This window comes from Palleronia caenipelagi (assembly GCF_007004065.1).
GTDB lineage: Bacteria > Pseudomonadota > Alphaproteobacteria > Rhodobacterales > Rhodobacteraceae > Palleronia > Palleronia caenipelagi.
The window spans coordinates 15,713-29,102 of the sequence record NZ_VFSV01000037.1 but is presented as its reverse complement, the minus strand read 5'-3'; the positions used below and the strand labels follow the sequence as shown (position 1 = coordinate 29,102).

The following is a 13,390-nucleotide window of genomic DNA, read 5'->3' as shown; positions in this document are numbered from 1 at the left end:
ATCAGCTTGCGGATGGACTCTTCGCCGATGTTGGCGTCACGGCCTTCCATGGCGGCCAGGGCGGAACCCGGAACCACCGGGATGTCGTCGCCCGGGTACTCGTAGGACGACAGCAGCTCGCGGATTTCCATCTCGACGAGCTCGAGGAGCTCCTCGTCATCCACCTGGTCGACCTTGTTCATGTACACGACCATGGCCGGGATGCCGACCTGACGGCCGAGCAGGATGTGCTCGCGGGTCTGGGGCATGGGGCCGTCAGCCGCGTTCACCACGAGGATCGCGCCGTCCATCTGGGCGGCACCGGTGATCATGTTCTTCACGTAGTCGGCGTGGCCGGGGCAGTCGACGTGGGCGTAGTGACGCGCGTCGGTCTCATACTCCACGTGGGCGGTGGAGATGGTGATGCCGCGGGCCTTCTCTTCGGGCGCGCCGTCGATCTGGTCGTAGGCGCGGAAGTCACCGAAATACTTGGTGATCGCAGCCGTCAGAGTGGTCTTGCCGTGGTCAACGTGACCGATCGTCCCGATGTTCACGTGCGGTTTGGTACGTTCAAACTTTGCCTTCGCCATAATGGCCTCCTGTTAGTCTGGAGCGAGCCGGCATTTCCGCCGACCCGCAAATCCTGTCGCTTACGCGTATTTCGCCTGAATTTCTTCCGAAATGTTGTTCGGAACCGGCTCGTAATGGTCGAACAGCATCGTAAACTGCGCGCGGCCCGAAGACATGGAGCGCAGGTTGTTGATGTAGCCGAACATGTTCGCGAGCGGAACAAAGGCGTTGATCACGATGGCGTTGCCGCGGGGCTCCTGGCCCTGCACCTGGCCCCGACGGGAGGTCAGATCGCCAATGACGTTGCCGGTATACTCTTCGGGGGTCACAACCTCGACCTTCATGATCGGCTCGAGGAGCTGCGCACCGGCCTTCTTCAGACCCTCACGCATACACATCCGAGACGCGATCTCAAACGCCAGAACCGAGGAGTCCACGTCGTGGAACTTACCGTCGCAGAGCGCAACCTTGAAGTCGATCACCGGGAAGCCCGCCAGAGGACCGGAGTCCATCACCGACTGGATGCCCTTTTCGACGCCGGGAACGTATTCCTTCGGCACCGCACCGCCCACGATCCGGCTCTCGAAGGAGTAACCTTCGCCCGGCTCGGTCGGGGTGATTTCCAACTGCACTTCGGCGAACTGACCCGAACCACCAGACTGCTTCTTGTGGGTATAGGTGTGCATGATCTGGTTGCGGATGGTCTCGCGATAAGCCACCTGCGGCGCACCGATATTCGCCTCGACCTTGAACTCCCGCTTGAGGCGGTCGACGAGGATATCGAGGTGAAGTTCGCCCATGCCCTTCATGATGGTCTGGCCCGACTCGAGGTCGGTTTCGACGCGGAAGGACGGGTCTTCTGCAGCCAGACGCTGCAGACCGGCGGACATCTTCTCCTGGTCGGCTTTCGTCTTCGGCTCGACGGCGATCTCGATAACCGGATCGGGGAAGGTCATCGTTTCGAGCACCACCTGCTTCTGCGCGTCGCAGAGCGTGTCACCGGTGGTGGTCTCTTTCAGACCTGCCAGCGCGATGATGTCGCCGGAACCGGCCCATTCGATCTCCTCACGGGAGTTCGAATGCATCATCATCATCCGGCCAATCCGCTCACGGCGACCCTTGGTCGAGTTCAGAACGGAATCGCCCTTGGCCAGCTTACCGGAATAGATCCGGGTGAAGGTCAGGGAGCCCACGAAGGGGTCGTTCATGATCTTGAACGCCAGACCAGCGAAGGGGTTATCGTCGCCCGGACGGCGCTCAATGTTCCGCTCTTCGTTCTCGTCATCGGGGCTGAAGCCCATATACGGGGGAACGTCGAGGGGACCCGGCAGGTAGTCGATCACCGCGTTCAGCAGCGGCTGGACACCTTTGTTCTTGAACGCAGAACCGGCAAGAACCGGCACGAAGGACATGGAGAGCGTGCCCTTGCGGATCAGCTCACGCAGCTTGGCCTCGGTGGGCTCTTCGCCTTCGAGGTAAGCTTCCATTGCGTCGTCGTCCATCTCGACCGCGGTCTCAATGAGCGTGGCGCGCCATTCCTCGGCCAGATCCTTCATGTCGTCGCGGATATCCTGGATCACCCAAGACGCCCCGAGATCCTCACCCTTCCAGACCCACTCCTTCATGGTGACGAGATCGATGATGCCCTCGAGCTGATCTTCGGCGCCAATCGGCAGCTGGATCGGGGCCGGAGTCGCACCGGTGCGATCCTTGATCATCTTCACGCAATTGAAGAAGTCGGCACCGATCTTGTCCATCTTGTTGACGAACACGATGCGAGGCACCTTGTAGCGGTCGGCCTGGCGCCACACCGTCTCGGTCTGGGGCTCCACGCCCGCATTCGCGTCGAGAACCGCAACAGCACCGTCAAGCACGGCCAGAGAGCGCTCCACCTCAATGGTGAAGTCCACGTGGCCGGGCGTATCGATGATGTTGAACCGGAACTTGGCTTCCTGCGGCGTATCGCCGTAGATGCCAACCGGGTTCTCACCGTCTTCGGTACGGAACCAGAAGGTGGTCGTCGCAGCCGAGGTGATGGTAATGCCCCGCTCCTGCTCCTGCTCCATCCAGTCCATGGTCGCGGCACCGTCATGGACTTCGCCAATCTTGTGCGACTTACCCGTGTAGAACAGGATGCGTTCGGTGCAGGTGGTCTTGCCGGCATCGATGTGCGCCATGATGCCGAAATTGCGGTAGCGGTCGAGCGAATATTCGCGTGCCATTGGGGGAGATCCTCAGGCTAAAGGGTTACCAGCGGTAATGGCTGAACGCCTTGTTGGCGTCGGCCATCTTGTGAGTGTCTTCGCGCTTCTTCACGGCGGAGCCACGGTTCTGCACGGCGTCGATCATCTCGGCGGCCAGACGCTCTTCCATAGTGTTCTCGTTGCGCTTGCGGCACGCGTCGATCAGCCAGCGGATGGCCAGAGCTTCGCGGCGCTCGGGGCGCACTTCGACGGGAACCTGATAGGTGGCACCACCAACCCGGCGCGAGCGAACCTCGACGGACGGTTTGATGTTGTCGAGACCTTCATGGAACACCTCGATGGGCGAGCGCTTCAGCTTGCCCTCGACGCGGTCAAACGCGGAGTAGACAATACGCTCGGCGACGGATTTCTTACCGTCAACCATCAGGTTGTTCATGAACTTTGTGATCACCTTGTCGCCAAACTTGGCGTCAGGCAGAACTTCGCGCTTTTCGGCAGCGTGACGGCGGGACATCGGCTAATCCTCTTATTTCGGGCGCTTGGCGCCATACTTGGAGCGGCGCTGCTTCCGGTTCTTGACGCCTTGGGTGTCGAGCACACCACGCAGGATGTGATAACGGACACCCGGAAGGTCTTTCACACGGCCGCCACGGATGAGCACAACAGAGTGCTCCTGGAGGTTGTGGCTTTCACCGGGGATATAGCTGATCACCTCGTAACCGTTGGTCAGACGCACTTTGGCGACTTTCCGCATGGCCGAGTTAGGCTTCTTCGGCGTCGTCGTGTAGACGCGCGTGCAGACGCCACGCTTCTGCGGGCAGGACTCGAGGTGCTGAGACTTCGAGCGTTTGACTTTCGGCTGCCGCGGCTTGCGGATCAGCTGCTGGATCGTTGGCATTCCGGTATTAACCCCGTCGTTGCAACATTCATCTTTGTGAGGCGCGCACACCCCGGCTCATTGGTTCGCATTCTGCGCGCTCGCAAAACGCAAGCACCGCGAGAGCCAAGGCCCCGGCGGTGTGTATTCAGAGGATCGGGGCGGTTGCCCGGATCATGACCACATCCATCGATTTGGTCGCCGCAAAGACTCAAACGGTCCCCGCAGTTGGCGCCGTATACGACCCGAGTCGGGGGGTGTCAACAGCAGGTCGCCGTCCGCGCGCGGAGCGCCGAGGTCTCGGCCTCAAACGCCCAGGCGTCATGCTTGAAAAACGCGGGCTTGCGGCCAAAGCCATCCTTCAGGATCTGTGCGATCTCCCGTTGTGTGAGGTCTTGCTGTTCGCCGGTTCGCCGAGGCTGCGATTTGTTGTCCCGGTGGACCGTTCTGAGAAAACTGTAATGGGTCGTGTCGGACCATGTGTTGAACCGGGCAGCCAGCAAACGGTGGTCGAGCTGGTAGATATTGTCGGGATAGTCCGCAGGGGCGATCAGCGCCGTGCCGACACTAAGGGGCGTCCGTTCGGTGTTCGCGGTAATGATCGTCCGTCAATTCTTCCGCTCGACATACAGCCCCTTGTTGTGGCTCAGCACGACGGGAATATCCGCTCCTGACAAATCGATCAGCCTCGGCGCATAACTGTGCAGAAGGGCGATGAAGTCGCTATCCAGCGCATCGTCGTCGTCGAACCGAAAGGTGATCCTGTGGCTGTGCCCGTCACCCGGATGGTCCAGCAAGGTGTTCTTGATCCCGCTATAGTGATGTTGCGGAGCGGCCTCGACGAGGCGGATGGCTGGCACGTCCGCAGTCAAGCCGTACAGACGGTCTTTCCAAACCGTCGGCATCCCCTGCCCCACCAACAGGATGCAGGTAAAGTCGGGATTGGTCTGATAGCGCAACGACGGAAGGCAAAACGCTTCGAACAACGCAAAGCGGCGATGGAGACGCGCGGGATCGAAAAGGAACCGCTCCATGTCCTCGACCGTGTCAAAGCCAGGATAAAATGATCCGATGGTCGCAAAGGAAAACCGGACCAGGCCGACAATCTGAAAAGAAGGTGTCACGAGAATATCTCCGCACTGTCGCGGGGCCGACAGTTCCGGTCCGAAACCCGAAGGTCAACCCCGGCACGAAAAAGGGCGGCGCCTAGGCACCGCCCCTCCTCTGTTCAAACCGGACGGATCACTGATGATCGCTGTCCATGTCGATGATCACTTCTGCATCATTGTCCATCTCGATGGGCGTATCGCTGGGCAAGGCCAGAGCGGCAGCGCGCTCAGCTTCGTCCTGTGCAGCCTTGAGCACCACCATATCCCGGTCAGCCGCGATCTTGCGGACCTGCTGGGTCGCTCCACCGGTCCCGGCGGGGATCAGACGACCCACAATCACGTTCTCTTTCAGACCAACGAGCTTGTCGCGCTTGCCCTGAACAGAAGCCTCGGTGAGCACCCGGGTGGTCTCCTGGAAAGAGGCCGCCGAGATAAAGGACCGGGTCTGGAGCGACGCCTTGGTGATGCCGAGCAGGATGGGTTCACCCGTCGCCGGACGACCGCCCTTCTTCATCGCCTTTTCATTGGCTTCGTCGAACTCGACTTTATCCACATGCTCGCCCTTCAGCAGCGTGGTGTCGCCACTGTCGTGGATCTCCCACTTCTGGAGCATCTGGCGAACGATCACCTCGATGTGCTTGTCGTTGATCTTCACACCCTGGAGGCGATAAACGTCCTGCACCTCGTCGATCATATAATCGGCCAGAGCTTCCACACCCATGATCGACAGAATGTCATGGGGAGCAGGGTTGCCGTCCATGATATAGTCACCCTTCTGCACGAAGTCGCCTTCCTGCACCGGGATGTGCTTGCCCTTCGGCACCATGTACTCGACGGGCTCAGCACCTTCCTCGACCGGAACAACCGCGATGCGGCGCTTGTTCTTGTAGTCGCGACCGAACTTCACGTGACCATCGGCTTCGGCAATGATCGCGTGGTCCTTGGGACGACGCGCTTCGAAGAGTTCGGCCACACGCGGCAGACCACCGGTGATGTCCTTCGTCTTTGCACCTTCACGCGGGATCCGCGCGACCACGTCACCGGCCTTCACGTCCGAACCGTCCTCAATGGAGAGGATGGCGTCCACGGACATCGGGTAGGTCACAGGGTTGCCCTGATCGTTGCGCACCGGCTCGCCATCCTCGCCGAGGATCACGATCTCGGGTTTGAGGTCGCCACCGCGCGGCACAGACCGCCAGTCCGAAACGATCTTCTGGGTCATACCCGTCGCATCGTCGGTCTCGTCCCGGACGGAGATGCCCGAGATCAGGTCGACGAACCTCGCGCGGCCAGCAGCTTCGGCAATGATCGGCAGGGTGTACGGGTCCCACTCGAACAGCTTGTCGCCACGGCCGACCTGAGCGCCATCCTCCACGTGGAGGGTGGTGCCATAGCCGAGCTTGTAGCTGGCGCGCTCGACACCGTTCTCATCCATGATGGCGATCTGCATGTTGCGGCCCATAACCACGATCGCGCCCGAGTCGTTGCGCAGTGTCTGCGCATTGCGGAACTCGACCTTGCCCTCGTGGCCCGACTCCTGGAAGGACTGCTGCGAGCCCTGCGCAACGCCGCCGATGTGGAACGTCCGCATGGTCAGCTGCGTGCCAGGTTCGCCGATGGACTGCGCCGCGATGATCCCCACGGCTTCGCCCTGGTTCACCATGGTACCGCGCGCGAGGTCACGCCCGTAGCACATGGCACAAACGCCCTCTTCGGCTTCACAGGTCAGCGGCGAGCGGATGCGCGCCTCGGGGACCTTCATGTCATCGACCATGTCCGCCATGCGCTCGTCGATCATCTCGCCCGTCTTGACGAGAACCTCGTCGGTGCCGGGCTTGAGGATGTCCTCGGCAGCCACACGACCGAGCAGACGCTCGGCCAGAGTGGCGACGACTTCACCATCATTGATCGCCGGACGCGCGGTGACGGCGCGGTCAGTGCCACAATCATGCTCGCGCACGATGCAGTCCTGGGCCACGTCCACCAGCCGGCGGGTCAGGTAACCAGAGTTTGCCGTTTTCAGAGCCGTGTCTGACAGACCTTTCCGGGCACCGTGGGTCGAGTTGAAGTACTCGAGCACGGTCAGGCCTTCTTTGAAGTTCGAGATGATCGGCGTCTCGATGATCTCGCCCGAGGGCTTGGCCATCAGGCCGCGCATCCCGCCGAGCTGCTTCATCTGCGTGACCGAGCCCCGGGCACCGGAATGGGCCATCATGTAGACCGAGTTCGGCTCGTTCTCCGCGCCGTTCTCATCCCGACCGGGGTCGGAAATCGTCTGCATCATCGCCTCGGTGACCTTGTCGTTACATTTCGACCAGGCATCCACGACCTTGTTGTACTTTTCGCCCTGAGTGATCAGGCCGTCCATGTACTGCTGCTCGAAATCCTTCACCAGCTCGCGGGTTTCTTCCACGATCGGCCATTTCAGATCCGGAATCACCATGTCATCCTTGCCGAACGAAATCCCGGCACGGAACGCTTCGCGGAAGCCCATGGTCATGATCTGATCACAGAAGATGACCGACTCTTTCTGACCACAATAGCGGTAGACGGTGTCGATGACCTGCTGCACCTCCTTCTTCCGCAGAAGACGGTTCACAAGATCAAAGGGCGCCTTGGCGTTCAGCGGCAGAAGCCCGCCGAGACGCATCCGGCCCGGTGTGGTCTCGTAGCGCTTGACGACCTCTTCGCCCGTTTCCGGATCGATCTGGGTCATGCGGCCGTAGACCTTGGCGTGCAGATGCACCTCGCCCGCCGTCAGAGCGTGCTCGACCTCATCCACATTGGCAAAGGACATGCCCTCACCCTTCATGCCTTCGCGCATCATCGAGGTGTAGTAGAGGCCCAGAACCATGTCCTGCGACGGCACAATAATCGGTGCGCCGTTGGCGGGCGACAGAACGTTGTTCGTCGACATCATAAGGACGCGCGCTTCGAGCTGCGCTTCGAGGCTCAGCGGCACGTGCACGGCCATCTGGTCGCCGTCAAAGTCCGCGTTGAAGGCCGAGCAGACCAGCGGGTGCAGCTGGATCGCCTTCCCTTCGATCAGCACGGGCTCGAAGGCCTGTATGCCCAGACGGTGCAGGGTCGGCGCGCGGTTCAGGAGCACCGGATGTTCGCGGATCACCTCGTCGAGGATATCCCAAACGTCCGATCGCTCTTTCTCCACGAGCTTCTTGGCCTGCTTCACCGTCGAGCTTAGACCCTTGGCCTCTAGCCGCGAATAGATGAACGGCTTGAACAGCTCGAGCGCCATCTTTTTCGGCAGGCCACACTGGTGCAGCTTCAGTTCCGGGCCGGTCACGATGACCGAACGGCCGGAGAAGTCGACGCGCTTACCCAACAGGTTCTGACGGAAGCGGCCCTGCTTGCCCTTCAGCATGTCGGACAGCGACTTCAGGGGACGCTTGTTCGCGCCCGTGATGACCCGGCCACGACGGCCATTGTCGAACAGCGCATCCACGGATTCCTGCAGCATCCGCTTTTCATTACGGATAATGATATCCGGGGCGCGCAGTTCGATGAGGCGCTTGAGACGGTTGTTCCGGTTGATCACCCGGCGATAGAGATCGTTCAGGTCCGAGGTCGCAAAGCGGCCACCGTCCAGCGGCACCAGCGGGCGCAGCTCGGGCGGGATGACCGGAATCACGGTCAGCACCATCCACTCGGGACGGTTGCCGGACTCGAGGAAGCTCTCAACGACCTTCAGACGCTTGATGATCTTCTTGGGCTTCAGTTCGCCAGTGGCTTCTTTCAGCTCCTCGCGGAGACGCTCGGCCTCGGCTTCGAGGTCGATCATCGCCAGCATCTCACGAACCGCCTCAGCGCCGATATTGGCGGTGAAAGCGTCCATGCCGTACTGGTCCTGTGCGTCCATGAACTCTTCTTCAGTCAGCATCTGACCGTAGGTGAGATCGGTAAGACCCGGCTCAATGACGACGTATTTCTCGAAATAGAGGACCCGCTCCAGATCGCGCAGGGTCATGTCCAGCATGAGGCCGATGCGCGAGGGCAGCGACTTCAGAAACCAGATATGGGCGCAGGGCGCGGCCAGCTCGATATGACCCATGCGCTCGCGGCGGACCTTTTGCAGCGTCACCTCCACGCCGCATTTCTCGCAGACAATGCCGCGATATTTCATCCGCTTGTACTTGCCGCACAGGCACTCGTAATCCTTCACCGGCCCAAAGATACGGGCACAGAACAGGCCGTCGCGTTCGGGCTTGAAGGTCCGGTAGTTGATGGTTTCCGGCTTCTTGATCTCGCCGAAGGACCAGCTGAGGATCCGTTCGGGAGAGGCGAGGGAGACCTTGATTTCGTCAAAGCTCTTCGGCGCCGCGAGGGGCGAAAACGGGTTGGTAGACAGTTCCTGGTTCATCGTTCGTCCTTAAGCATAAGGGTGCAGCAGAGGCGATTTTTCTGCGAAAAATCGTGGGGGCCGAATTCACGGTGAGACTTCGGCCCGCGACGCTTCACTCGGCGTCCTCTTCCTCCTCCGCATCCAGGAGTTCCATGTTGAGGCCCAGACCCCGGACCTCTTTGACGAGAACGTTGAACGATTCCGGCACGCCGGCTTCGAAGTTATCCTCGCCCTTCACGATGCTCTCATAGACCTTGGTCCGGCCTGCGACGTCGTCCGACTTCACCGTCAGCATCTCCTGCAGGGTGTAGGCGGCGCCGTAAGCTTCCAGAGCCCAGACCTCCATCTCCCCGAAGCGCTGACCACCGAACTGCGCCTTACCGCCCAACGGCTGCTGGGTGACGAGGCTGTAGGGGCCGGTCGAACGCGCGTGGATTTTGTCGTCCACCAGGTGATGCAGTTTCAGCAGGTATTTGACACCCACTGTCACCTTACGGCTGAATTCCTCACCGGTGCGGCCGTCAAACAGACGGGACTGACCCGACTGATCGAACCCGGCACGGGCCAGCGCGTCGTTCACATCGGCTTCCTTGGCGCCGTCAAAGACCGGCGTTGCGATCGGAACACCGCGCACAACATTAGAGGCCGCCTCGACAACAAAGTCATCCTCAGCGTTCTCGAAGCCTTCGGAATACACCTCGTCACCGTACACGATCTTCAGCGCATCGCGCACCGGGGTCATGTCTCCATTGCGACGGAAGTCATCCAGCGCATCGTCGACCTTCAGACCCAGACCGCGCGCGGCCCAGCCCATATGGGTCTCGAGGATCTGACCGACATTCATCCGCGACGGCACACCCAGCGGGTTCAGCACGAAATCGACCGGAGTTCCGTCCTCAAGGAAGGGCATGTCCTCCATCGGCACGACCTTGGAGATCACACCCTTGTTGCCGTGACGACCGGCCATCTTGTCGCCAGGCTGCAGCTTGCGCTTCACGGCCACGAAGACCTTGACCATCTTCATCACGCCGGGGGGCAGATCATCGCCGCGGCGGACCTTTTCGACCTTGTCCTCAAAACGGGCATCGAGCGCACGCTTTTGCAGGTTATACTGCTCGTGCAGGGCCTCCATGATCTTGGCATCGTCCTCGTCCCCGAGGGCGAGCTGCCACCACTGGCCGCGCGACAGCTGACCGTCGAGCAGCTCTTCGGTGATCGGCGTGTTCGCCTTGACGCCTTTCGGCCCCTTCACCGCGACCTTGCCGAGGATCAGATCCCGCAGACGGGCGTAGATGTTGCGGTCAAGGATCGCCAGCTCGTCATCGCGGTCGCGGCTGAGGCGCTCGACCTCTTCGCGCTCGATCTGCAGAGCCCGCTCGTCCTTTTCAACGCCGTGACGGTTAAACACGCGGACCTCGACCACCGTGCCGTAATCGCCCGGCGGCAGACGCAAGGAGGTATCGCGCACATCGGAGGCTTTCTCACCGAAGATCGCGCGAAGGAGCTTTTCCTCCGGCGTCATCGGGCTTTCGCCCTTGGGAGTGATCTTACCCACGAGAATATCCGCGGGGCCGACCTCGGCGCCGATATAGACGATGCCCGCCTCGTCGAGGTTGCGCAGGGCTTCCTCGCCGACGTTCGGGATGTCACGGGTGATCTCTTCCGGCCCGAGCTTCGTATCACGGGCGGCAACTTCAAATTCCTCGATATGCACCGAGGTAAAGACGTCATCGCGGGTGATCCGCTCGGAGATCAGGATCGAGTCCTCGTAGTTATAACCATTCCAGGGCATGAAGGCGACGACCACGTTTTTGCCGAGCGCCAGTTCCCCCATATCGGTGGACGGGCCATCGGCGATCACGTGACCCTTGCCGACCTTGTCACCGACCTTGACCAGCGGACGCTGGTTGATGCAGGTGTTCTGGTTCGAGCGCTGGAACTTGCGCAGACGGTAGATGTCCACGCCGGCATCGCCGAGCTCCAGATCCTCGGTCGCGCGCACAACGATCCGGGTGGCGTCCACCTGGTCGATGATCCCGCCACGACGGGCAGTGATGGCCGCGCCGGAGTCGCGAGCCACGCGTTCTTCCATGCCGGTGCCGACCAGCGGCGCCTCGGCGCGCAAGAGCGGAACTGCCTGACGCTGCATGTTCGAGCCCATCAGCGCGCGGTTGGCGTCGTCATTCTCGAGGAACGGAATGAGCGCGGCAGCGACCGAGACCAACTGCTTTGGCGACACGTCGATCAGGTCAACGGCATCGACCGGCGCGAGGGTGTAATCCCCCTGCTGACGGGTCGAGACGAATTCCTGAACGAATTTCGCATCGTCGTCCAGTTTCGCGTTGGCCTGCGCCACGGTGTGACGCATTTCCTCGGTGGCGGACATATAGTGAACCTCGTCGGTCACCTGCCCTTCTTTCACCACGCGGTAGGGGGTCTCGATAAAGCCGTATTTGTTCACGCGGGCAAAGGTGGCCAGCGAGTTGATCAGACCAATGTTCGGACCTTCGGGCGTCTCAATGGGACACATCCGGCCGTAATGGGTCGGGTGCACGTCGCGCACCTCAAAGCCTGCACGCTCACGTGTCAGACCGCCCGGGCCAAGCGCCGAGAGACGACGCTTATGCGTCACTTCGGACAGCGGGTTGGTCTGGTCCATGAACTGCGACAGCTGGGAGGAGCCGAAGAATTCACGCACCGCCGCCGCCGCAGGTTTCGCGTTGATGAGGTCCTGCGGCATCACCGTGCCGATCTCGACGGAGGACATACGCTCCTTGATGGCGCGCTCCATCCGCAGGAGGCCCACACGGTACTGGTTCTCCATCAGCTCGCCCACAGAGCGAACGCGGCGGTTGCCGAGGTGGTCGATGTCGTCGATATCGCCACGACCGTCGCGCAGATCCACCAGCGCCTTGACGCAGGCGAGGATGTCTTCCTTGCGCAGGATCCGCGTCGTGTCGGGGGCGTCAAGATCCAGACGCATGTTCATCTTGACCCGGCCCACGGCGGAGAGGTCATAGCGTTCGCTGTCGAAGAACAGGGTGTCGAACAGCGCAGATGCCGCCTCCACGGTGGGCGGCTCACCCGGACGCATGACGCGATAGATGTCCATGAGCGCGGTTTCGCGGTTCATGTTCTTATCCTGCGCCATCGTGTTGCGCATGTAGGGGCCGACATTGACGTTATCGATGTCCAGCACCGGGATCTCGGTGATGCCGTTATCGATCAGCTCCTTGAGCGAGCCGCCGGACACTTCACCGTCCTTATCGACTTCCCAGGTCAGCTCGTCACCGGCCTCGACAAAGATCGCACCGGTCTCTTCGTCAATGATGTCGCGCGCTACGAAACGGCCCACAATCTGATCGAAGGGCAGCAGCAGCTCGGTGACTTTGCCCTCGTCTTTGAGCTGTTTCACGGCACGGGGGGTGACCTTCTGGCCGGCTTCGGCGATAACTTCGCCGGTGGCCGCATCCACGAGGTCATAGGTCGGACGGGTCCCACGCACGCGGTCGGGGAAGAACTTGGTCGCCCAGCCCTTGTTCTTCTCCAGACGGAACGAGACCTCGTCATAATAGGTCTGCATGATCGTTTCCTGGTCGAGACCAAGAGCATAGAGCAGCGTGGTGACGGGCAGTTTCCGGCGACGGTCGATCCGCGCAAAAACCAGATCCTTGGCATCGAACTCAAAGTCCAGCCAAGAGCCGCGATAGGGAATGATCCGGCAGGCGAACAGCAACTTGCCCGAGGAGTGGGTCTTGCCCTTGTCGTGGTCGAAGAACACGCCCGGGGAGCGGTGCATCTGGGACACGATCACACGCTCGGTGCCGTTCACGATGAAGGTGCCGTTCGGGGTCATCAGGGGCATATCGCCCATAAAGACGTCTTGCTCTTTGATGTCCTTCACAGAACGGGCGCCGGTGTCTTCGTCAACATCGAACACGATCAGACGCAGGGTAACCTTCAGCGGCGCGCCATAGGTCATGTCGCGCTGCTGGCACTCCTCAACGTCATATTTCGGCTTTTCAAGGTCGTAAGACACGAACTCAAGAACAGCGGTTTCGTTGAAATCCTTGATCGGGAAAACCGACTGGAAGACGCCTTTGATCCCCTCACCATCCTGCGGCTCGGATTGATCACCAGAGGAGAGAAACAAATCGTAGCTCGATTTCTGGACCTCAATGAGGTTCGGCATGTCCAGGACTTCGCGGATTTTACCGAAATACTTCCGAAGACGCTTCTCGCCGAGATAAGATGTCGCCATGTGTCGAATGCACCTTTCTGCTCACGGATG

Annotated in this window: 6 protein-coding genes and 1 pseudogene; all 7 read right to left on the bottom strand. The window is 60.8% G+C overall.

Going from position 1 to position 13,390, the window contains the following annotated elements; translation table 11 throughout:
• Positions 1–569 (bottom strand): GTP-binding protein (locus FEV53_RS15625; protein WP_142835727.1); only part of this gene is annotated, 569 nt, incomplete at its 3' end.
• 60 nt (positions 570–629) lie between these two features.
• Positions 630–2,771, bottom strand: a complete 2,142-nt coding sequence (fusA, locus tag FEV53_RS15620; RefSeq protein WP_142835726.1) for an elongation factor G — start codon at positions 2,769–2,771, stop codon at positions 630–632.
• 25 nt (positions 2,772–2,796) lie between these two features.
• On the bottom strand, positions 2,797–3,267 hold the full coding sequence (rpsG, locus tag FEV53_RS15615) for a 30S ribosomal protein S7 (RefSeq protein ID WP_142835725.1): 471 nt from the start codon (positions 3,265–3,267) through the stop codon (positions 2,797–2,799).
• 12 nt (positions 3,268–3,279) lie between these two features.
• Positions 3,280–3,651 (bottom strand): 30S ribosomal protein S12, encoded by a 372-nt coding sequence (gene rpsL, locus FEV53_RS15610; protein WP_142835724.1) that lies wholly within the window; start codon positions 3,649–3,651, stop codon positions 3,280–3,282.
• Between the two features lie 239 nt (positions 3,652–3,890).
• Positions 3,891–4,754: pseudogene (locus FEV53_RS21585) on the bottom strand (glycosyltransferase).
• A gap of 118 nt (positions 4,755–4,872) precedes the next feature.
• Positions 4,873–9,117, bottom strand: a complete 4,245-nt coding sequence (gene rpoC, locus FEV53_RS15595; protein WP_142835721.1) for a DNA-directed RNA polymerase subunit beta' — start codon at positions 9,115–9,117, stop codon at positions 4,873–4,875.
• A gap of 94 nt (positions 9,118–9,211) precedes the next feature.
• Positions 9,212–13,360: a DNA-directed RNA polymerase subunit beta gene (gene rpoB, locus FEV53_RS15590; RefSeq protein ID WP_142835720.1), complete on the bottom strand. Its 4,149-nt coding sequence runs from the start codon at positions 13,358–13,360 to the stop codon at positions 9,212–9,214.
• Positions 13,361–13,390: the final 30 nt, after the last annotated feature.

Bases quoted from the DNA above. Each gene is read 5' to 3' on its own strand.
- fusA (WP_142835726.1), bottom strand. From the start codon at position 2,771: ATGGCACGCGAATATTCGCTCGACCGCTACCGCAATTTCGGCATCATG.
- rpsG (WP_142835725.1), bottom strand. From the start codon at position 3,267: ATGTCCCGCCGTCACGCTGCCGAAAAGCGCGAAGTTCTGCCTGACGCC.
- rpsL (WP_142835724.1), bottom strand. From the start codon at position 3,651: ATGCCAACGATCCAGCAGCTGATCCGCAAGCCGCGGCAGCCGAAAGTC.
- rpoC (WP_142835721.1), bottom strand. From the start codon at position 9,117: ATGAACCAGGAACTGTCTACCAACCCGTTTTCGCCCCTCGCGGCGCCG.
- rpoB (WP_142835720.1), bottom strand. From the start codon at position 13,360: ATGGCGACATCTTATCTCGGCGAGAAGCGTCTTCGGAAGTATTTCGGT.